19 protein-coding genes and 4 tRNA genes are annotated in these 22,454 nt (G+C 39.9%); 6 read left to right on the top strand and 17 right to left on the bottom strand.

The window, feature by feature from the left end; all coding sequences use genetic code 11:
- Positions 1 to 38 precede the first annotated feature (38 nt).
- Positions 39 to 1,292: a glutamate-5-semialdehyde dehydrogenase gene (gene proA, locus O3746_RS00495; protein ID WP_371447437.1), complete on the top strand. Its 1,254-nt coding sequence runs from the start codon at positions 39 to 41 to the stop codon at positions 1,290 to 1,292.
- Between the two features lie 67 nt (positions 1,293 to 1,359).
- Here proA and O3746_RS00490 read toward each other — a convergent pair whose 3' ends face one another.
- From O3746_RS00490 to seqA, 10 genes are all read right to left on the bottom strand, one after another.
- Entirely contained in the window at positions 1,360 to 2,208 is an 849-nt protein-coding gene (locus tag O3746_RS00490; RefSeq protein ID WP_197569929.1) for a DUF808 domain-containing protein, read from the bottom strand.
- 40 nt (positions 2,209 to 2,248) lie between these two features.
- On the bottom strand, positions 2,249 to 4,393 hold the full coding sequence (gene dnaX / locus O3746_RS00485; RefSeq protein ID WP_371447435.1) for a DNA polymerase III subunit gamma/tau: 2,145 nt from the start codon (positions 4,391 to 4,393) through the stop codon (positions 2,249 to 2,251).
- A 16-nt stretch (positions 4,394 to 4,409) separates the two neighbouring features.
- Positions 4,410 to 4,952 carry an adenine phosphoribosyltransferase gene (apt, locus tag O3746_RS00480; RefSeq protein WP_049384055.1) on the bottom strand — a complete coding sequence of 181 codons (543 nt, stop codon included), beginning with the start codon at positions 4,950 to 4,952 and terminating at the stop codon, positions 4,410 to 4,412.
- Positions 4,953 to 5,065: 113 nt separating this feature from the next.
- Positions 5,066 to 6,025: a lauroyl-Kdo(2)-lipid IV(A) myristoyltransferase gene (lpxM, locus tag O3746_RS00475; protein WP_371447433.1), complete on the bottom strand. Its 960-nt coding sequence runs from the start codon at positions 6,023 to 6,025 to the stop codon at positions 5,066 to 5,068.
- 9 nt (positions 6,026 to 6,034) lie between these two features.
- Positions 6,035 to 6,802, bottom strand: a complete 768-nt coding sequence (locus O3746_RS00470) for a TSUP family transporter (protein ID WP_371447432.1) — start codon at positions 6,800 to 6,802, stop codon at positions 6,035 to 6,037.
- Positions 6,803 to 6,812: 10 nt separating this feature from the next.
- Complete coding sequence (gene mepA, locus O3746_RS00465; RefSeq protein ID WP_265469828.1) at positions 6,813 to 7,685, bottom strand: penicillin-insensitive murein endopeptidase; 873 nt, start codon at positions 7,683 to 7,685, stop codon at positions 6,813 to 6,815.
- Between the two features lie 63 nt (positions 7,686 to 7,748).
- The gene (gene aroC / locus O3746_RS00460; RefSeq protein ID WP_371447429.1) at positions 7,749 to 8,822 is read right to left on the bottom strand and encodes a chorismate synthase; all 1,074 of its coding nucleotides are present in this window, start codon (positions 8,820 to 8,822) and stop codon (positions 7,749 to 7,751) included.
- A gap of 15 nt (positions 8,823 to 8,837) precedes the next feature.
- Positions 8,838 to 12,182 carry a mechanosensitive channel MscK gene (gene mscK / locus O3746_RS00455; protein ID WP_371447427.1) on the bottom strand — a complete coding sequence of 1,115 codons (3,345 nt, stop codon included), beginning with the start codon at positions 12,180 to 12,182 and terminating at the stop codon, positions 8,838 to 8,840.
- Positions 12,183 to 12,195: 13 nt separating this feature from the next.
- On the bottom strand, positions 12,196 to 13,548 hold the full coding sequence (gene menE / locus O3746_RS00450; RefSeq protein WP_049384049.1) for an o-succinylbenzoate--CoA ligase: 1,353 nt from the start codon (positions 13,546 to 13,548) through the stop codon (positions 12,196 to 12,198).
- A 4-nt stretch (positions 13,549 to 13,552) separates the two neighbouring features.
- On the bottom strand, positions 13,553 to 14,194 hold the full coding sequence (seqA, locus tag O3746_RS00445) for a replication initiation negative regulator SeqA (RefSeq protein WP_049370275.1): 642 nt from the start codon (positions 14,192 to 14,194) through the stop codon (positions 13,553 to 13,555).
- A gap of 70 nt (positions 14,195 to 14,264) precedes the next feature.
- On the opposite strand from seqA, the gene O3746_RS00440 reads away from it, so the two are divergent.
- From O3746_RS00440 to fur, 3 genes are all read left to right on the top strand, one after another.
- Positions 14,265 to 15,050: an alpha/beta fold hydrolase gene (locus tag O3746_RS00440; RefSeq protein WP_049370274.1), complete on the top strand. Its 786-nt coding sequence runs from the start codon at positions 14,265 to 14,267 to the stop codon at positions 15,048 to 15,050.
- A 126-nt stretch (positions 15,051 to 15,176) separates the two neighbouring features.
- Positions 15,177 to 15,701, top strand: a complete 525-nt coding sequence (gene fldA, locus O3746_RS00435; protein WP_049362803.1) for a flavodoxin FldA — start codon at positions 15,177 to 15,179, stop codon at positions 15,699 to 15,701.
- 33 nt (positions 15,702 to 15,734) lie between these two features.
- Positions 15,735 to 16,169 (top strand): ferric iron uptake transcriptional regulator, encoded by a 435-nt coding sequence (gene fur, locus O3746_RS00430; protein ID WP_049366031.1) that lies wholly within the window; start codon positions 15,735 to 15,737, stop codon positions 16,167 to 16,169.
- 106 nt (positions 16,170 to 16,275) lie between these two features.
- On the opposite strand, the gene argG is transcribed toward fur, so the two are convergent.
- From argG to O3746_RS00415, 3 genes are all read right to left on the bottom strand, one after another.
- The gene (gene argG, locus O3746_RS00425) at positions 16,276 to 17,610 is read right to left on the bottom strand and encodes an argininosuccinate synthase (protein ID WP_049384012.1); all 1,335 of its coding nucleotides are present in this window, start codon (positions 17,608 to 17,610) and stop codon (positions 16,276 to 16,278) included.
- Between the two features lie 51 nt (positions 17,611 to 17,661).
- Positions 17,662 to 18,492: an SDR family NAD(P)-dependent oxidoreductase gene (locus tag O3746_RS00420; protein WP_197560577.1), complete on the bottom strand. Its 831-nt coding sequence runs from the start codon at positions 18,490 to 18,492 to the stop codon at positions 17,662 to 17,664.
- Between the two features lie 72 nt (positions 18,493 to 18,564).
- Positions 18,565 to 19,425: a phosphoribosylaminoimidazolesuccinocarboxamide synthase gene (locus O3746_RS00415; RefSeq protein ID WP_070775554.1), complete on the bottom strand. Its 861-nt coding sequence runs from the start codon at positions 19,423 to 19,425 to the stop codon at positions 18,565 to 18,567.
- A gap of 219 nt (positions 19,426 to 19,644) precedes the next feature.
- Here O3746_RS00415 and prfC point away from each other — a divergent pair, with 219 nt between their 5' ends.
- On the top strand, positions 19,645 to 21,228 hold the full coding sequence (gene prfC / locus O3746_RS00410; protein ID WP_070775555.1) for a peptide chain release factor 3: 1,584 nt from the start codon (positions 19,645 to 19,647) through the stop codon (positions 21,226 to 21,228).
- A 34-nt stretch (positions 21,229 to 21,262) separates the two neighbouring features.
- A complete protein-coding gene (locus O3746_RS00405) occupies positions 21,263 to 21,802 on the top strand; it encodes a hypothetical protein (RefSeq protein WP_070775556.1) in 540 nt (179 codons plus the stop codon).
- Between the two features lie 142 nt (positions 21,803 to 21,944).
- On the opposite strand, the gene O3746_RS00400 is transcribed toward O3746_RS00405, so the two are convergent.
- From O3746_RS00400 to O3746_RS00385, 4 genes are all read right to left on the bottom strand, one after another.
- Positions 21,945 to 22,019, bottom strand: a tRNA-Gln gene (locus O3746_RS00400).
- A gap of 47 nt (positions 22,020 to 22,066) precedes the next feature.
- A tRNA-Gln gene (locus tag O3746_RS00395) sits at positions 22,067 to 22,141 on the bottom strand.
- Positions 22,142 to 22,168: 27 nt separating this feature from the next.
- Positions 22,169 to 22,253 (bottom strand) — tRNA-Leu (locus O3746_RS00390).
- A gap of 5 nt (positions 22,254 to 22,258) precedes the next feature.
- Positions 22,259 to 22,335, bottom strand: a tRNA-Met gene (locus O3746_RS00385).
- Positions 22,336 to 22,454: the final 119 nt, after the last annotated feature.

Genomic DNA, 22,454 nt, shown 5'->3' with positions numbered 1-22,454 from the left:
CTACACCATATTTTTGTTGCAATAACAAGGGATTCGATATGTTAGAACAAATGGGCAAACAGGCCAAAGATGCAGCCTTTATTTTAGCGCAGTTAAACACCACTGAAAAAAATCATGCGCTAAGCATTATTGCAGATCAATTAGAACAACAAGCGGAGCGTATTCTTGCTGCAAACCAAAAAGATATTGAAATTGCGAAACAAAATGGTTTATCCGAAGCATTAATTGATCGTCTCTTATTAACCGAAGATCGCCTAAAAGGCATTGCGAGTGATGTGCGTCATGTGATTTCGCTTGCGGATCCAGTGGGAAAAATTATTGATGGGGGCACCTTAGATAGCGGATTAAAGATCGAACGAATTCGCACACCGCTTGGCGTGATTGGAACCATTTACGAAGCGCGTCCTAATGTCACTATTGATGTGGCAAGCCTTTGCTTAAAAACCGGTAATGCCGTGATTTTACGTGGTGGAAAAGAAACACAACATTCCAACCAAATTTTAGTGGAAGTGGTACAAAATGCCCTTGAACAAGCAGGATTACCACGCCATGCAGTCCAAGCCATTACCGATCCGAATCGTGAGCTTGTAATGCAACTACTTAAATTGGATCGCTATGTAGATATGATTATTCCTCGTGGCGGAGCTGGTTTACATGAACTTTGTAAACAACATTCAACCATTCCAGTGATTGTCGGTGGTGTGGGCGTTTGTCATCTTTTTGTGGAAGAAAGTGCTGACCAAGAAAAAGCCCTAACGGTAATTGCTAATGCAAAATGCCAGCGTCCAAGCACATGTAATACGCTGGAAACACTTTTAGTTCAGCGCTCGATTGCTGATGCTTTCCTACCAAAACTCGCGAAATATTTAGCCGAGAAAAAAGTAAAATTCCATGCAAAATCGACCGCACTTTCTATTCTTCAAGCTGCAAATGTCGATGTGCAAGAAGTGACTGAACAAGCGCTATGCCAAGAATGGGGCTCACTCGATCTCAATGTCGTGGTGGTTGAAGATATGGATGCGGCAATTGCTCACATTCGTGAATATGGCACACAACATTCAGAAAGTATCTTGACGGAAAATCAACGACTAGCCACGCAATTTATCAATCAAGTAGATGCGGCAGCCGTGTATGTTAATGCAAGTACTCGATTCACCGATGGCGGACAATTTGGTTTAGGTGCAGAAGTGGCGGTAAGTACCCAAAAACTTCACGCACGTGGCCCAATGGGATTAGAAGCCTTAACCAGTTATAAATGGGTCTGTGTCGGCGATTACACTTCTCGTAAATAATCTATTTCGCCCATAAAAAAACCGCACCTTGAAACAATCAAAGTGCGGTTATTTTTTTATCTCGTTTTTAGTGTTTGCCAAATAATTTCATCGCGGGTAATACAATCGCACAAGCAATCGCGCCTACGATCACACCCACGACTAACGTCGCTACATTACCTAATAAGCCATCAGCTAATTGATAATCAGCGAGCAAATGATGAATGAAATCCACATTATGTACGAAAATACCGCCACCGACTAAGAACATCGCAAGCGTACCGATAAAACTAAGTGAACGCATAAATTTTGGCATAATCACTAAAATTGCATTACCGATTGACTTCGCCACACCACCTTTTTTGATAAGGTATAAACCGAAATCATCCGCTCTAACAATCAATGCGACCAAGCCATAAACAAAAATAGTAATTCCGATACCCACTATTGAAAGAGAAATGATGCGAGTCAGCAAGCTCGCTTCGGTTAATTCGCCCAATGCAATAATAATAATTTCAGCAGAAAGAATAAAATCGGTACGAATTGCCCCTTTGATTTTGGCGACTTCATTAAAGGTTGTTTTTTCTTCATGCTCTTCATGGGCAATAAATTTATGTAGAATTTTCTCTACACCTTCAAAACATAAATACGCTCCACCAATCATCAGAAGTGGCACGATCAACCAAGGTAAAAATGCAGAAAGCAGTAAAGCAATTGGAATTAAAATGACTTTATTGACTAAGGATCCTTTGGTGACTGCCCAAACAATGGGTAATTCACGATCGGAAGATGCCCCTGTTACCTGATTAGCATTTAAGGCTAAGTCATCACCTACTACACCAACGGTTTTCTTGGCTGCTATTTTGGTCATCAAGGCGACATCATCAAGAATCGATGCAATGTCATCAATAAGAGTAAAAAGAGAGCTAAACGCCATATTTTTTCCTTTATAAAGTTAAAATTTAGAGAAATGAGTTTTAGACGGGTCGAATGCTTTCAACATCCAACTTCGCATCAAACTCTTTTTGTAATAAAAGCAGTTTTTTATCTTGCTGTAAATCCGTACGCGCCTGTTCACGCAAGTCTTGATAAACTTTTTTGCGGTAATCCATCGGGGTTAAAACATCGGAATCTTCAACAAAAATCGACAATTTGACTGGTTTTTCATATAAACGTTCAAGATGATCCACTAAATTTTTAATATTTCGATCTTGTTTTAAATGGGCTTTTTCAGAATGAAGCCCGAGTTGAAGCTCATTTTCGGTTTGCGACTTAATAAAGCAATTTAATGCCAACTCTTTTGAGAAACCAGTCACGCCAGAGCGTTCAACGATATCCGTCCAAGGATCTTGTTTTTGCGTAATTTGAATAATTTTCTCACGCAATTCTGGTGTCACATCTTTTAAAATCGCCTGTTTGATATCAGAAGGTCGCACTCCGCTATCTACTTTGGCTAAATCCGGATTGCTCCACTCCCAACGATAGGTTTCCGCATCCAGAATTTCTTGCTCTTCCGCGTCCATTTCAGCGTTGTCATCAATGGTATTTTCAACCGTCTCAATACCTTGCTTTAACGCTTCTGCTTGTTGAGTAATTGGATTTATCACCGAGGCTTTCGTTTGCGTAGCTTTCGGTGGTGTCATCTCTCGCACAGGAAGTGCGGTCATTTTTGGTGAATTTTTTTGCTCATCTAACGCTTGGAGATGATGCAAAGTTTCTTCCACTGCGGCTTGCTGTTCATCATGATGCTGCTGGCGCTCTGATTGCTCAATTTGCGTTAATTGATTCAACGCCTCTAGCGCAGCAAGGCTAGCTAAATTCAATGAAGATGTGGTTTGCGCGGAAACAGGTTGAGAAGGTGAAGAATGCACAACCGCCGATTGAGCCATCGGCTTTTGTGCTTGTGCAGAATAATTTGCTTTGATGTTTTGCGACAGCACCGGCATATCCACATAACCAGAAACAGGCTGATTTTCAACCGCACTTTTATGTGTATTTTGTTCAGGGGATAGCCCGCCTTGTTTAGGCGTTTGTGCTGCCGTAAGGAACTTTGGGTGGAATGCTAATGCCCTCAATAATGTCATTTCTGCACCAATTCGACGATTTGGCGCAGAGGCTAATTCTTTTCGACCCGATACAACCACTTGATAGAAAAATTGTACGTCTTCCGGTGAAATATGTTTAGCCAGAAAACCTAAGTGATCGTTTTCATCGGTGGCATTTTTAGCAAGTAACTGCATTAATGCAATTTGATGTAATTTCTCGGCTGTTTCTGCCAGTAACTCATCCCAATCGCCCGCTTTTTCTGCCACCGTTTGGATGGTTTTCATTAAACGCTCACCGTTACCTTGATGTAAAGCATAAATGATTTCAATCGGTTGGTCTTCATCTAATAGCCCAAGCATGGTATTCACCACATCGGTGGAAACTTTACCGTTGCCCATGGCTATCGCTTGATCCGTTAAACTTAAGCTATCGCGAATACTACCCTGTGCCGCTTTGGCTAATTTATCTAATGCTGGCGCATCAAAAGGAATATTTTCGGCAGTAAGCACGCGATTAAGATGTGCTGAAATTTGCGGTTCATCTAATGCTTTAAGATGAAATTGCATACAACGGGATAAAATCGTAATCGGTAATTTTTGAGGATCCGTTGTAGCGAGTAGGAATTTCACATATTCAGGTGGTTCTTCCAAGGTTTTTAACAACGCATTGAAAGAATGGCGGGAAAGCATATGGACTTCATCGATTAGATAGACTTTATAACGCCCTACTACCGGCTTATATTGCACGTTGTCTAATAGCTCACGCGTATCTTCTACTTTTGTACGAGAAGCCGCATCGATTTCAATTAAATCAATAAAGTTGCCTGCCTCGATCGCTTTACAGTTTTCACATTCACCACAAGGATCGGCAGTAATACCGTTTACACAATTCAAGCCTTTCGCAAATAAACGAGCAATGGAGGTTTTACCCACGCCACGGGTGCCGGAAAATAAATAAGCATGATGTAAACGGTTTTCTTTTAAACCGTTTTCTAAAGCAGTGAGCACATGGCTTTGTCCCACTACTTCAGAAAAGTTTTTTGGTCGCCATTTTCTGGCTAAAACTTGGTAGCTCATCGCATCCCTTTAAAAATTAATGGCCTTCAAAATTCACTAAGGTGTAGCAATCAATGCCTAAATCACGTAAGCGTTTTTCGCCCCCTAAATCTGGCAAATTAATCACAAAGGCAGCATGTTTCACTTCACCACCTAAACGTTGAACTAATTTCACGGTGGCTTCAACTGTACCACCTGTTGCCAACAAGTCATCAATGATTAACACATTATCGCCTTGTGAAATTGCATCTGTATGCAATTCAAGGGTGTCTTGACCGTATTCTAATTGATAAGACTGTGCAATCACTTCACGAGGTAATTTGCCCGGTTTACGAACAGGGATAAATGGCAAGCCTAATGCTAATGCAACTGGCGCACCAAAAATAAATCCACGAGACTCGGTACCGATGACTTTTGTGAGACCTTGATTTTTATACTTTTCAACGATCAAATCGATTGTGGCTTTGAAAGCTGCAGGCACTTCAAGCAAGCTCGTGATATCACGGAAAATGATGCCTTCTTTTGGATGATTTGGGATAGATTTGATAGAAGATTTGATTAATTCAAGTTGTTTGTTCATAAATAATTGCTCAAAAAAGAGTAAGAAAAAATCCTGTTTTTAGGCTCGCATTCTAGCATAGAAAAATACAAAAGTGCGGTGAATTTTGACCGCACTTTTGTAAATAAAATGAATTAATCTGGGTAAATATCTTCCCCGTCTTTTCGGGTACGAAGAAGCTGTAAAATCCAGACATATTGTTCGGGGGTTGGTGTAACAAAATATTCAATTTCCTCGTTCATCGCACGGGCTGATTGCTCAGGATCTTCGCTTAATTGCATCGGTGGGCGAATTTCCATTTCATACTTGCCATTCTTAGCGTTATAGCGTGGAAACATTGGAATAACCACCGCTTTTGCCAATTTCGCCATTTTGTTTAACCCAGGAAGGGTGGCTTTATAAGTGGCAAAGAAATCCACAAAGACACTTTGCTCGGCACCAAAATCTTCATCTGGAAGATAGTACCCCATTTGACCTTGCTTGATGTGCGCTAAAAATGGCTTAATCCCATTTTGGCGAGCATGCATTTTCCCGCCAAAACGCTGACGAGCTAAAGTCCATAACCAATCTACTAATGGATTTCGGTGAGGGTTATACATTGATGTCATCGGCATGCCGTGTGTATGCAAAATAATGCCAGAGGCATCAATTGCCCAACCATGCGGTACCATCAAAATGATGTTATGCCCTTCGGCTTTCGCTTGCTTGATATGCTCAAGGCCAATGAATTCGCTACGTTCTTGTAAATGTTTTTTAGAGCGAATAGCAATTTCACCGATACCGAGCATTACTTGTGCGACCGTCACAAACATCTCTTCAATCACTTTATTACGTTGCTCATCCGTCCAATCTGGGAAACAGAGTTTCAAATTAATCTCAGCACGAATGCGTGGCTTACCAATTTTTTTCGTCAGTGCACGCACCAGTTTCTCAGCCATTTTATCTCGTAAACGAAATGGCACAAAAGCGAGTAACAAAAGCACAAAAATACCGAGCCAAATGCCCCAATTTTTCGGATGCAAATATGACCATGAAAAATGTGGTTCATAGCCTGTTCGTGCCGTAATACGTAATTTTTTCTGAGAGTCTGTCATAATCAATCGTTAAAAATGAAACCAACCTTGATCATACGCCATTTTTATCGTCATGATAAATGACATAATCACCACCATCGGTCTGATCAGTTGTTTGCCTTTTGCCATCACCATTTTAGCCCCTAAATTGGCGCCTATCAGGCTTCCTGCCATCATGACTAACCCAACGGTCCAAATCACATGACCACCAATAAAGAAGAAAATTAATGAAGCAAAATTAGAGGTTAAATTCATCACTTTGGCATGCGCAGTCGCTTTAGTGAGGTTAAATCCAAGTAACGTCACACAAGCTAGATTCATTAATGAACCTGTTCCTGGCCCAAAAAAGCCGTCATAAAAACCTAAAAGTGAACCAAAACATAACGCAAAAACAGCGTAAGAAATTCGTTGTTTACGATCACTTTCACCCAATTTAGGCGTAAATAAAAAGTATAAGCCGATCGCTAAAATGAGAAATGGAAGCCCTTTTTTAATTAATGATGCATCTAAATTTTGTATGAGTAACGTACCAATCACCGAGCCGATAAAAATCACCAGTAAGATGAAAGAAAACTCCGATAAATTGACCGCTCTTTTACGCAGAAAGTAAATACTTGCCGACAACGCACCGCCGAATGCTTGTAATTTATTCGTGCCTAATGCCATTGCTGGTGGCATACCTGTCATTAATAAGGCCGGGATTGTAATTAAGCCTCCGCCACCCGCTATCGCATCAATAAACGCGGCAATAAAAGCAGCTGCAAAAAGCATGGCTAATATATCAATCCCCAACTCCATGATTTAACTCCTACTCTAACCATTCGCTACTATTTGGCGAACTCAACACTTGTTGGCACAAGAACGGTTCTGGCGGTGTCACTTTTGGTTTAGAAGAGCCTGAACCTGGTTTTGCGGGTTCAAACCAAGAATAAAGTTCATCGCCACAACCATCGCCTGCAGGTACAGGTGCTTGATCTTCACAATAAGCGGCATCTTTCGGACAAGCAATACGCACGTGGAAATGTGAATCATGACCAAACCATGGACGAATTTTGTGTAACCAAGCCCGATCATCTCCTGCTGTTTGACAAAGTTTTAATTTAATCGCGGGGTTCACAAAAATACGGGTCACTTGGGGATCTTGCGCAGCCAATTTAATTAAGGTGGCGTGATTGTTATTCCACACATTTTCATCAACACGTTGTGTTTGACGGTTCACCACAAGCAAGCCTTTTCCATCAGAATTTAACGCTTCACTGTCTGTCATGGTACCCATGCGCAACCAAATATCTGCGTCTAATCCCATTTGATGGCTTGCATGCCCCGTTAAGAATCGACCACCACCTGGCATAGCAATATCCCCAACTAACATCGTTGGTAAGCCTGCTGACTTCGCTTTTTGCCCAAGACGCTGTAAATAGGCAATCATATCCGGATGACCATAATAGCGATTTTTATTCATACGAATCACTTGATAGCCCTCACCTTTATAAGGCAAAGGTTCAGCCCCGATAATACAACCATTCGAATAGCTACCAATTGGATTTGCCTTACCATCTGTTGCAGGAATTGGACGTTTAATTCTTTGCCAGTCTTGTGGCGAGGCCGTTGTTTGTAGCGAGAAAAAAACACTCCCTAAAACAACCGCACTTGAAAGTAATTTTGCTAAAGATTTATTCATAAGATTTCCTAAACGAATGACCTTATCTTCAATAAAAGAAAAAATAAGCTTAATTTAAAAGAGTTATCTGCACTGCGCCTTAAAACGCAATAAATGGTCGAGTAACACAATTGCAACCATTGCCTCCGCAATGGGTACTGCACGAATCCCCACACAAGGATCATGACGGCCTTTTGTCACCACTTCCACAGACTCTCCCGCTAAATTAATGGAACGACCTGGAATCGTGATACTAGACGTCGGTTTCAATGCAATCGTTGCAATAATTGGCTGACCAGAGCTAATGCCCCCTAAAACACCGCCAGCATGGTTGCTTTCAAAACCATTTGGTGTCATTTCATCACGATGTTGACTGCCACGTTGTTCAACCACCGCAAAACCATCGCCAATTTCTACACCTTTAACAGCATTAATCCCCATTAAGGCATGTGCTAAATCGGCATCAAGTCGATCAAAAACAGGCTCTCCTAAACCAACAGGGACATTCTCTGCAATCACAGTTAGTTTTGCCCCAATCGAATCGCCTTCTTTTTTCAATTCACGGATTAATTCATCAAACTTTTCGACCGCACTTTCATCCGGGCAGAAAAATGGATTGCTATTCACTTTATCCCAATCAATTTTGCCGACAGTCTGTGGTGCAATCTTCACTTCACCAATTTGGCTTAAAAAACCACGGACTTCAATACCAAACTGCTCACGTAAATATTTCTTCGCAATCGCACCTGCGGCAACACGCATGGCAGTTTCACGTGCAGAAGAGCGACCACCACCGCGATAATCACGAATACCGTATTTTTGTTGATAGGTAAAATCCGCATGTCCAGGACGGAAACGATCTTTGATATCGCCATAATCTTGTGAACGTTGATCACCATTTTTAATGATCATTCCAATGCTGGTACCCGTTGTTTTACCTTCAAATACGCCAGATAAAATCTGTACTTCATCGTCTTCACGACGTGGTGTGGTATAACGTGATGTACCCGGTTTACGACGATCTAAATCAGGTTGAATATCGGCTTCCGATAATTCAAGATTCGGCGGTACGCCATCTACGATACAGCCTAATGCAATACCATGCGACTCCCCAAAGGTCGTCACACGAAAAAGTTGTCCGATAGTATTCCCTGCCATATTTTCTCTCTTTAATTAATGGTTTTGAGCTAATTTTGCTACATCAATAAATGGAATTTCTTCACCTGTATCTTTATTCTTGATAAAGATATCTAATTGATTGAATGCAATATCAATATTATTTTCTGCAAATAGCTCATTCACGCGACGGTTGAGCGCATCAAGCGTATCATTTCGCTCAGACACTTGCCCAACATGAACACGTAGTTCATGATCTAATGTGCTTGCACCAAAGGTTAAAAATAGCACTCTTGGTTCCGGATCTTTTAAGACGCTTGGTTGCTCGTGTGCGGCTTGCAATAATAAGCGTCTCACCAACTCTAAATCTGAACCATACGCCACGCCAACAGACACCACTAAACGAGTAACGGTACTAGATAATGCCCAGTTAGTTACTTGTCCGGTTACAAAAGATTTATTGGGCACAATCACTTCTTTGCGATCAGGATCAATCATGGTAATGGCACGAATACGGAATTTCGCCACCGTCCCCGTAACACCATTAATTGTCACGGTATCGCCCACACGAATTGGACGCTCAAATAATAAAATGATGCCAGAAACAAAGTTCGCAAAAATTTCCTGCACACCAAAACCGAGACCAACGGAAAGGGCGGCAAATAACCATTGTAATTTAGACCATGACATCCCAAGCGTCGAAAATGCCCATGCGCCACCCACTGCAACCAAGATATAGGTTAATAATTTTGTAATGGTATAAGGCGTACCTGGTGAAAGTTTCACTCGAGAGAAGATTAATACTTCTAAAATACCTGGAATGTTACGCACTAAAATATAGGTAATCACAACAATGATTAATGCAACAATCAAGTTAAAGAGTGAAATCGTTTCTGTCACCACGCCCGCTTCAGTTGTTGAAGTTTGTTGCCACAAGGTAATATCACGCAAATAACTTACAACGGTCACTAAATCTGACCATACATAATAGAAGATGGCAAAAAGTGCGGTCCAAATAAAGAGATCGGCAAAGCGTAGTAACTGGCTACGCACTTCATTTAAGGCTAATCCCTCTTCTTGTTCGGTAATCACGACCACATCATCAGAGGCTGAAGTATCACTTGAATCTTGTTGTTTTTGCTGACGTTTTTCTTGTAAACGTCGATAAGCTAAACGTCTTGATGCAACCGTAATACCACGATAAATAGTATGACGCACCAACGACCACACCACCCATGCAATGTAGGTATTAATAATATGCGTAATTAAATTTAAGGCGGTGTAATAATAGCCTAAAGCAACTAGTGCAATTAAAATAACAGGGACCAATTGCAATAAAACGCGCATAATTTTTAAAAGCGTTCTATCACGCTGATCCGTTACGCTTGAATTCAACGATTTTTCTGTGCGAACAAAACGTGGCGCAATAATCACAATACAGAAAAGCAAGGCAACAATCGTATTAATTTCGCCGAGGACGTCATTGGCTAAACCTGTATCCATGACATTACTGAAAATTGACGTATTCAGTAATAACACAACGGAAACAATGATACGTTTTGTGACGTCTTGCAAAGCAGCCGCGCTCTCTTTAGCAAAACCGAAATGGCGGACTAAAATACCATTCGGACGAAGAATAGCTAAGATAAAACTAAAGAACCACCAATAGCCCGCCATACTGAGCGACCACTCCCAAAACTCTTGTGGATTTTTCACAAAGAAAAAGCCTAAAAGTTGGCAAGCGGCTAAGAACCAGAGTGTGCCCGATAACGATAAAAATGCCGTATAAAATAACGCAAGCGGCGTATGCCATTGGCTATCAGAACGAAGCGTATTAATTTCGCCATTAATCACGCTCAAACGTTGTTTAATTGATTCTTTAAATTTGAAAATCAATCCACCAATCACAAACAAAATAAAGACATAAGTGAGTAAATACGGCAAATTATCAAAATTTGTCGGGAAGCCGATTTTCTTTCCAATGCCATCAAATTGTGCCTTGAGTGACATTGGCAGCTTTTTGAACCAATCAAGATTAATTGGGTTATTACTTTTTACCCAGAAACTTTGTTGATCAAGTTTAGACTGGATCTGATCACTGATTTGTGTAATTTGTTGCTGGGTTAGCTCTAAGGAAATCGCCAAATTCAACTGATTATTCAATGACTTAATCAAATCAGAAGCCACTTTTCGACGTTCTGTCAATAAATTGGTTAATTGTGCTTTTTCCGCCGGTGTAAACGATTTGTTTTCATCCTGCTCAATTTTACTGATGTAGGCATCAATATCATAAAGCTCATTACGTTTTTGCGTAATATCGAAGATCTGTACACGCAAATCCGCAATTTGCTTTGAAAGACCTTGAATATTTAAATTGGTCGGTAATTTTTGTTTTTGTTGCTGAATAATGCGAGAAAGCACCAACGTGCCTTGTAACGCACTGATTTGCTCATCAATGGTACGTTGTGTCTGCGTTAAGTTATCCAACACATTTCGCATGCGTAATTCATCTTGCGTTAATGTATTGGTTTTCTCTGTTTGCTCAAGTAAATATTGGCTAAGCTGCGCATTCAAATTCAATTCTTTCTGAATCAACGGATTTTGCTCAACATTTTGGCTTTGTTGTTGTGCTTGCTCAACTTGGTTTTGTGTTTTAGCCAAATTCTTTTGATTAATCGCTTCTTGAATGGCTGCAATTTGTTGCTGCAATGCTTGAACACGAGTATTTAATAACTCATATCGACTTCGATAAAGCACAGTCAACTGATCGCTATTTTTTAATAGCACTTGATTATAGATATTTTTTAGCTCAATCAGTTGTAATTCAAGCTGAATTTGCTGTTTTAATAGTGAACTTGTCGTTGGATCAGCTAATTTCTGATTCAATTCTTGCGTACGTTTAACATTATCTGTTAAGGCTGTTTGAGCACGTTCCGACACAGAGCTCTGCCCTGCAAGTTGCGTATTCACCGCACTTAATGCAGATTGGGCATCTTGTTGTTGATTGGTCAGTTTCTCAACCTGAGCCTGTAGATTAGCTAAACTTTGTGAAGCATAATCGGTGTTACTTGGCGTGCTTAGCTGTTTTTTAAGATTTTGAAGATCAGCACTATTCTTCTGAATTTCAGAATCTGCATCAATAAGCGTATCTTGCAAATCGTTGTTATTTTTTTGCTGTGTTTGAATTTGTTGCAAGAAATCAAGCGAAGCCTGGATTGTCGCGACGTTATTTGTTTTTTCATCACCATCTGGTAATTTTTGTGCCTCGGCTAATTCACTTTTTAGTGTTTTTTCCGTCGGTAAATCCGCATTATTATTCTCTGCCCAAACAGGCTGAGAAAGCGCCAGCGTAAAAACAAATGAAAGACCAAGTGCGGTCAAAACGCGAGAGATATTTTTCATTAAACTAACTTTCCTATTGTTGCGACAGCCAATCGGCGAGTGCCTTGCGAGAAATCTTTATTGCCCCTTGGATTAAATCCTGCGGGAGTTCATAGTAGGCAACAGGTTGCTTAAATCGTTCCAATCGCCCTTGTAAAAAAATGTTGAGAGATTCGACCGCACTTTCATTAAATGAGGTATGAAATTCAACAATCGCGACAGGGCGATGGCCAAATTCCTCATCATGTTTAGGTAAAACAAAAACTTGTTTTACTGAATCTGATTGTGCAATCACTTTTTCAATTTCTTCCGGCTGAATATTTTCACCACCGGAAATAAACATATTATCCAATCGGCCTTGAATGACTAATTCATCATCAAGCCATTGACCTTTATCTTTGGTTTGGAACCAGCCTTCGTGATTCGTGAGTGGATCTATACGTCCATCGCGCCAATATCCCATGGCAAGCCCTGCACCTTTTAACCAAACTTCTTCATTCACTAACTTGAACTCTCGGCCAAGTAAAGGTTGACCTACACCAATTTTTCCATCCGATTGTTTAGCGAATACGGTAGAAGCCATTTCTGTCATACCATAGCCTGAATAGCTTCGAATACCTAATTCACTTAATACTTGGGTTAATTTTACAGGGATTTGTGTCCCACCTAATAACACGGCTTGCGTTTGGATAGGTTGAGGATACTCCGTCAAATAATCAAACCAACGCTGCAATTGAGTTGGCACGAGAGAAACATGGGAAACATAACCAATAGATTGATAAAAATCTTCTTTCGGTAGTACTAAAGTTGCACCCGCATACAGCCAACGCCACACAATACCTTGTCCGGAAACATGATAAAGCGGTAAAGAAAGTAGCCATGATTGATCTTTGCCAAAATTCATTAAGGCACAAACGCCTTCTGCATTAGCTAAATGAGCAGAAACATTATGCACCACCGCTTTAGGCAAACCAGTCGAGCCCGATGTTAATGTCATCGTTGCCGCTTTTGTAAAATCAGCGTTATGTTCGGGTAATGCTTTAACAGCTAAATAATGAATATCTTCGGTTTGATAACAAAAACCCACACCATACATTCGACACAATTCTTCTCTTTTTTCTTGAGGAAATGCAGGGTTGATACCTAAAATTTTTGCACCTAGCTGAATAACGGCTAAATAAAGAAATAAGATCTGTTCTGAATTTTTACCACAAAAAGCAACCGCACTTTGCGCTGTCACACCTTGTTGTAAAAGAAAGGCTTCTACCTGATTAATTTTCTCAGCAAGTTCTGCCCAAGTAAAAGGATCGCCCTGCGAATTTCGCAACGCGACCTGATTTGCATACGCTGAATTTTGGGCAAATGCTTGCCAAGGGAATTTTTGCATCGAATTAGTTGCTAACGAAATAAGGGCGAACTTCGTCAATTAAATATTCAGGCAAATGCATAGATTGCATCGCCCCTTCTAGCATCAGCATCTTACGACCGCTATTGGTATTGGTAATCACCCAATATGGCGTATCTGGAATTTGTTTTGGTTTCGTGTGATTACCCGCCACAAGCAACGTCCCTTCGTCACGAGCAAAATAAACACGAGTACGACCTTGTAGGCTTTCTGTTGCCTGTGCGAAACTTTCTGGATTGGTACGATAAAGCGTACGCAATATACTTAAAAAACGCACGACTGCTTTTGGCTCTTCTTTAAATTCAGCAGAATTCAAGAGCGCACGGACTTTATCAACAATATGATTGATTGCTTCATCCGATTGTTTTTTCACTGCTTTTGGCGGTTCGACAGGTTCAACTTTTGGTTGAGATGCTTCGGTTGCTTTTTCCGTTAAAACAGGCTCAGAATGCACCGCACTTTTTGGCGTTTCAGCTGATACGACTGATTCAAAGAAATCAACTGAGCTTGTTGCGTGAGTGGGTAAATTCAACAAACGGCGAAGAATATCAGACGCACTTTCTCCAATAGATTGAGTTTGTGCCGCAATGTATTGATACAATTCTTCATCGACTTCAATTATCTTCATTTTTTTCTCTCCGTTTGCTAAAATTTTCGTCCATTATAACGATTTCTAACCAAATTCTCACGCAAAATATATGTCATCTTCCCAATTATTAAACCATCAATTTCACCAAGCAAAACAATCAATTAATTCGCCCACTTTAGTTTTCATTCACGGCTTATTTGGGGATATGAATAATCTTGGTGTCATCGCGCGTGCATTTAGCGATAACTATAATATTTTGCGCGTAGATTTACGTAATCATGGGCATAGTTTTCATTCAGAAACAATGAATTACGATGTCATGGCTGATGATGTATGGCAACTTATCGATCATCTTCAATTAGATAAGATTATCTTAATTGGTCATTCAATGGGTGGAAAAACGGCCATGAAAATGACCGCTCTTCAACCACAGCGCGTAGAAAAATTGGTCGTCATTGATATTGCCCCAGTCGCAAATAGCAGTGCTGGACATGATGATGTGTTCCGTGGTTTGTTTGCTGTGAAAAAAGCGCAGCCACAAACTCGTCAACAAGCTAAGCCTATTTTAGAAACTGAAATTGCCGATCCGAGTGTGGTGCAATTTATGTTGAAATCTTTTGAGCCGTCTTCAAGTGAATATTTTCGTTTCAATTTGACCGCACTTTTTGAACATTATGCGGAGCTAATGGATTGGCAAGAGGTCTTCGCTAATACGCCTACACTCTTCATCAAAGGTGGGCTTTCATCTTATATTAAACCTGAATATACCGAAACCATTCTAAAACAATTCCCGAATGCGACCTCCTTCACCATCAATGGTTGTGGGCACTGGGTTCATGCAGAAAAACCTGATTTTGTGATACGTGCTATTGATAGGTTTCTAAATAAGAATTAATCGTTTTAAATGAGAATTATTCTATTCAAATGAGAATTCATTTATGTTATAGTTCGCACAAATTGTGGGGCTTTGATCCCTCATCTTTTTTCTACTCACCTAATTTTATTTCAAAAGGAAAGAACAATGGCAGTTGTCGGTTTATTTTACGGTAGTGACACAGGTAATACAGAAAACATTGCAAAAATGATTCAAAAGCAATTAGGCAACGAACTCGTTGATATTCGTGACATTGCAAAAAGCTCTAAAGAAGATATCGAAGGTTATGATTTTTTACTTTTCGGTATTCCAACGTGGTATTACGGTGAAGCTCAAGCTGACTGGGATGATTTTTTCCCAACCTTAGAAGAAATTGATTTTACTGACAAATTAGTCGGTATCTTTGGCTGTGGCGATCAGGAAGACTACGCAGATTATTTCTGTGATGCGATCGGCACAGTACGAGATATCGTTGAACCACGCGGTGCGATTATCGTAGGGAACTGGCCAACGGATGGTTATACCTTTGAATCCTCAAAGGCATTGTTAGATGATGGAAACTTTATCGGCTTATGTATTGATGAAGATCGTCAACCTGAACTTACTGCAGAACGCGTAGAGAAATGGACAAAACAAATCTACGATGAAATGTGTTTAGCAGAATTAGCTTAACCATCTCTAATTTAGCAAATTTAAGGGAACATTATGTCTGAAGAAAACATCAAATTACTCAAAAAAGCAGGATTAAAAATTACTGAACCTCGGCTCACTATCCTTGCATTAATGCAAGAGCATAAACATGAACATTTCTCAGCTGAAGAAGTATATAAAATCTTGTTAGAGCAAGGCAGTGATATTGGCCTTGCAACTGTATATCGCGTGCTTAACCAATTTGATGAAGCGCATATCTTGATTCGCCATAATTTTGAAGGCAACAAATCTGTTTTTGAGCTCGCGCCAACAGAACACCACGATCACATTATCTGTGAAGATTGTGGCAAAGTATTTGAGTTTACTGATAACATTATTGAACAACGTCAAAAAGAAATCAGTGAACAACATGGCATCAAATTAAAAGCACACAGTTTATATCTCTACGGCAAATGTAGCGATATCAACAAATGTGAAGAGAAAAAATAATCTGTGCTAAAAAACAAAAACCTTAGGTTAAAACCTAAGGTTTTTTATTATTTCTACTAAAAGTGCGGTCAAAATCGACCGCTCTTTTTATATTTAAAGGAGAAAATTATTTTTTACCTAATTGCGGTAAAACGGAATCTTTACCCGCAGTTAATAAACCTACTTGAGAATAGATACTTAATTTTCCGCGCGTATCTGCTACGTCTAAATTACGCATAGTTAATTGACCAATACGATCGATTGGATCAAATGGTGCGTTTTCCACTTTTTCCATACTTAAACGTTCAGCCGCATAAGTTAAGTTTGGTGATTCAGTATTTAAGATTGAGTAGTCATTACCACGACGAAGTTCTAATGTCACTTCACCAGTCACCGCACGAGCGACCCAACGTTGTGCTGTTTCACGTAACATTAACGCTTGTGGATCAAACCAACGACCTTGGTATAACAAACGGCCTAAACGTAAACCGTTGATACGATATTGTTCAATAGTATCTTCATTATGAATACCCGTTACTAAACGTTCATAAGCGATATGGAATAATGCCATTCCCGGTGCTTCATAAATACCACGTGATTTTGCTTCGATAATACGGTTTTCAATTTGGTCTGACATGCCTAAACCGTGACGACCACCAATGCGGTTTGCTTCTAAGAAAAGCTCTACTACGTTATCAAATGTTTTACCATTTAATGCAACCGGCACCCCTTCTTCAAAGCGAACAGTTACTACTTCTGGTTTCACTTCAACATTTTCATCCCAGAATGCCACGCCCATAATTGGTTTCACAATTTTGATGCCTGTGCTTAATTCTTCTAAATCTTTCGCTTCGTGTGTTGCACCTAGCATATTAGAGTCAGTTGAATACGCTTTTTCTACCGACATTTTGTAGTCAAAACCATTTGCGATTAAGAATTGTGACATTTCAAAGCGACCGCCCAACTCATCGATGAATTGTTGATCTAACCATGGTTTGTAAATTTTTAAATTTGGGTTGGTTAATAAGCCATAACGATAAAAACGCTCAATATCGTTACCTTTGAAAGTTGAACCATCACCCCAGATATTCACATCATCTTCTTTCATGGCTGCAACAAGCATCGTACCTGTTACCGCACGGCCAAGTGGTGTGGTATTGAAATAGGTTGCTCCACCAGTAGAAATATGGAATGCACCACATTGAATAGCCGCAATCCCTTCATGGGCTAACTGCGCACGACAATCCACTAAACGCGCATTTTCCGCACCATATTCCATTGCTTTTTTGGGAATTGCATTGTAATCATCTTCATCTGGTTGACCTAAGTTTGCTGTATAAGCATAAGGTACTGCACCTTTTTGACGCATCCAAAGTAATGCCGCACTGGTATCGAGCCCGCCTGAAAAAGCGATACCAACTTTTTGACCTTTAGGTAAATGTTGCAGAATCGTATTTGACATATTTTATTTCCTTCATTGTGGTTATGGTGAGTGAGTCTTTAAAAAGTGCGGTCAAAAATCACTGCGCTTTTCTAACATATCATCGGGATTTGGATAACGATAAGCGAAGCCTAAATCTCGACAAATTTTATCTGCCATAATGATTCGTTTCGGATCCGAATCACTACATTCAAATTGTGGTATGGATAAATCATAAAATACTGCTGCTTTTGTGTAATATTCTGCTCGAGTAGGATGAATTGGCGCACAAAGATGGTAAGTTCGTAATCCATTTGAATTCATGAGTAAGGCAGTAATAGCTTGAATGCAATCCTCTAGATACACCAAATTAACAGGCGAATAGCCCTGTTTTAAATTGTGTTTTCCTGCTAAGAATTTAACCGGATGGCGTTGTTTACCAATTAATCCTGCAAGTCGAAGAATATCGCAATGCAATATTCCTGATTGGAACAAGCACTGTTCTGCTTGTATCAGTGTTTTACCCATTTCTGTTTCAGCTGAACGTTGAGAACTTTCATCAAATTGCCCCGAAATATCAGGAAAAACAGAAGTTGAACTGGTAAAAAGTACATGTTGTACACCTTGTTTCTTGGCTTGATTGGCTAAAAAAGCAAGATATTCACAATACTGTTGAGAAGAAAAACGGCTAGGTGGTAGGGTGATAATGAGAGCATCTACATTAAAAAGAGGGCGAATATGGTCTGGTAAACGTTTCATTTCGTCAGAAAGCGAAAAAGGATAAGTTTCAATGCCTAGCTGATGCAATTTCTGAGCATCATCAGGGGATTGTTTTGAGCCTTTTACACACCAACCAAGCTCTTTTAAGTGCAGCGCCAGCGGTAAGCCTAGCCAACCTAAACCAACTATCGCAACAGATTTCATACTCTTTTATTCACAATATTTTATCCATAAAAATCCCTGCTATTCTAAAGCATAGCAGGGAGTTTGTTAATGTTATTTTGTTAATAAATCCAACGCCTCTTGATATTTAGCCACTGTTTTTTCAATCACTTCTTTTGGTACTTTCGGTGCTGGCGGTTGTTTATTCCAACCACTTTGTTCTAACCAATCTCGTACAAATTGCTTATCAAATGACGGTGGATTTGTTCCTTCTTTATAAGTATCAACTGACCAAAAACGGCTAGAATCCGGTGTTAATACCTCATCCATTAAAGTGAGCGTGCCATTTTCATCTAAACCAAATTCAAATTTGGTATCACAAATAATAATACCTTTAGTCAGCGCATATTTTGCTGCCTCAGTATAAAGTGCAATCGCTTTTTCTCTCACTTGTGCCGCTAACTCTGCGCCAATAGCTTTTTCACATTGTTCATAGCTGATATTGATATCGTGATTACCCAATTCTTCTTTACTTGATGGCGTAAAAATCGGTTCAGGTAATTTACTTGCCTCAACTAATCCTTCCGGTAATTTCAAGCCACAAATGGTCCCTGTTTGCTTATAATCTTTTAGCCCGCTACCTGTTAAATAACCACGCACGATAGACTCAATTTTAATTGGATTCAAACGTTTGCAAACCACTGCGCGATCTTTTACTAAATCAGCTTCTTCTTTTGGTAACACATCATAAACTGAATCACCCGTAAAATGATTCGGCATAATATGAGCTAACTTATTGAACCAGAAATTGGAAATTTGAGTCAGGATTTCACCTTTACGTGGGATAGGATCATCTAAAATCACATCAAATGCGGACAAACGGTCACTGGCTACCATTAACATCCGTTTATCATCGATCTCATAAAGATCACGCACTTTTCCCGAATAGATTTTTTTTAGACTAAGTTGTGTCATTGCTTGCACCTTTAATTATAAGAATAAAAAATCGGTAGATATTGTACCGCACTTTTGGCGCAAACGTTTGCTTTTTTTATGAAAAATTTTAAAGAAAAGAAACTACAGAGTCATACACCTAAATAAGCTATAGATAACAAAAGAAAAGCAATTTAATTTGAGCTCAATCTGAAAATCAGCGACAATACAGCATCATTTAAAACAGAAGAAACAAGACAAATGAGTTATCCATTAGAAGAAGTGAATAAACGTCGCACATTTGCGATTATTTCCCACCCTGACGCGGGTAAAACCACCATCACCGAAAAAGTATTGTTATACGGCAATGCCATTCAAAAAGCAGGCTCAGTAAAAGGTAAAGGCTCTGCACAGCATGCAAAATCTGACTGGATGGAAATGGAAAAACAACGTGGTATTTCCATTACCACTTCCGTGATGCAATTCCCTTACAATGAATGCTTAGTGAATTTATTGGATACGCCGGGGCATGAGGATTTCTCGGAAGATACCTATCGCACGTTGACGGCTGTGGATAGCTGCTTAATGGTTATCGACTCGGCAAAGGGGGTTGAAGAACGTACCATTAAATTAATGGAAGTGACCCGTTTACGCGATACGCCAATTATCACTTTCATGAATAAACTTGACCGTGATATTCGTGATCCAATGGAATTATTAGATGAAGTGGAAAGCGTATTAAAAATCCATTGTGCGCCAATTACTTGGCCGATTGGTTGCGGTAAATTGTTTAAAGGGGTTTATCATTTATATAAAGATGAAACCTATCTTTACCAAAGTGGGCAAGGCTCTACAATCCAAGAAGTACGCATTGTGAAAGGTCTAAATAGCCCAGAATTAGATGCTGCCGTAGGCGATGACTTAGCCCAACAACTGCGTGATGAATTAGAGCTTGTAAAAGGTGCAAGTAATGAATTTGATTTGGATTTATTCCTAAGTGGTGAATTAACACCTGTCTTTTTCGGTACTGCATTAGGTAACTTCGGTGTTGATCATTTCTTAGATGGTTTAACTGAATGGGCACCTGCACCACAAGCTCGTCAAGCTGATACCCGTAAAGTCTCAGCAGAAGAAGAAAAATTCACTGGTTTCGTATTTAAAATCCAAGCCAATATGGATCCAAAACACCGCGACCGCGTGGCTTTCTTACGCGTAGTTTCTGGCAAATATGAAAAAGGCATGAAACTTAAACACGTGCGTATTGGTAAAGATGTAGTCATTTCTGACGCCCTCACCTTTATGGCGGGGGATCGTACTCATGCAGATGAGGCTTATGCTGGCGATATTATCGGTTTGCACAATCACGGTACGATTCAAATTGGCGATACCTTTACGCAAGGCGAAGAGCTTAAATTTACCGGTATTCCAAACTTTGCCCCTGAATTATTCCGTCGTATTCGTTTGAAAGATCCTCTTAAACAAAAACAATTGTTAAAAGGCTTAGTACAACTTTCTGAAGAAGGTGCTGTTCAAGTGTTCCGCCCATTAAGTAATAATGATTTGATTGTTGGCGCGGTCGGTGTGCTACAGTTTGATGTGGTCGTTTCTCGTTTGAAATCAGAATATAACGTTGAAGCCATTTACGAAACGGTCAATGTCGCGACGGCTCGTTGGGTGGAATGTGCAGATAACAAAAAATTTGAAGAGTTCAAACGCAAAAATGAGCAAAATCTAGCATTAGATGGTGGCGATAATCTTACTTACATTGCACCAACTATGGTTAATTTAAATCTTGCACAAGAACGTTATCCTGATGTGACCTTCTTTAAGACAAGGGAACATTAATTACCATTTTCTACCATTAACAAAAGGAAAAATTATGAAAAAATTGATGCTTATCAGTACAGCAGTGTTACTACTCTCGGGTTGTGTAAACACTGAGCTGTCAAATGCAGGAAAAGCTTATAACCCACAAACTGACGCACGTATCCGTCTATATGGACAAAATGGTCGCTATACCGAGATGGAAGTAAAACAGAATGGAAAAACAGAAAAAGTAAATGTTGGAGGTGGATGGGGGCAATCCTTCGGCTCAATGCTTTACCTTAAAGGTAATGAATCGCTAGGGATGCCAGATAGCGAAGCGAGTAAAAAACCAAGCCAATTCAATAACTTTGGTTCAAGTACTTTCTTTAAAGAGTTTGTTATCCCTGCTGGTGCTGAAATCACTCTAAAAAGTGAAATAGTAACCCCAGATAATACTTATACCGATTATGCAAAAGGTATTAAATATACACAACTAGGTTACAGCTGTTCGGGTAAAAAACTCACATTCACGCCTCAGGCAGGAAAAGATTATGAAGCATTACCTGCAGCATCAACAGCTCAATGTAATTTAACTTTAGTAGAATTAAAATAAATCAATATGAAAGGTCACCGCAAGGTGGCTTTTCTTTTATATAAAGACATTAAAATTTTGAGCAAATAACAACTGATGGATAGAACAAAGTGCGGTTAAATTTAATCGCATTTTTTATATAAAAGAAATAGAGAAAATAAGATGGCTGGGGTACTAGGATTCGAACCTAGGGATGCCGAGATCAAAACCCGGTGCCTTACCGCTTGGCGATACCCCAACAGAAATTCTTTGATTGGAAATAAAGAAGATTTTATTTAGATAGTATGGCTGGGGTACTAGGATTCGAACCTAGGGATGCCGAGATCAAAACCCGGTGCCTTACCGCTTGGCGATACCCCAACTACTATTTGACTGCAAGCTGATAAATGGTGCGGGACGAGGGACTTGAACCCACACACCTCTCGGCGCCAGAACCTAAATCTGGTGCGTCTACCAATTTCGCCAGTCCCGCAAATTTGGTGGCTACAGCGAGATTCGAACTTGCGACCCCAACATTATGAGTGTTGTGCTCTAACCAACTGAGCTATGTAGCCATCATTTGCTTTACCTTATCGGCTTTGCGGGGCGTATTATCCTGATTTGACCTATTCTCGTCAATCATTTTTTTGCAAAAAACGGATTTTTTGATTTAGTTGATTATAAATAAAACGCT

This window comes from Haemophilus sp. 27098_8_127 (genome assembly GCF_041433495.1).
Taxonomy (GTDB): domain Bacteria; phylum Pseudomonadota; class Gammaproteobacteria; order Enterobacterales; family Pasteurellaceae; genus Haemophilus_D.
This window is presented reverse-complemented; position numbering and strand designations above follow the sequence as displayed.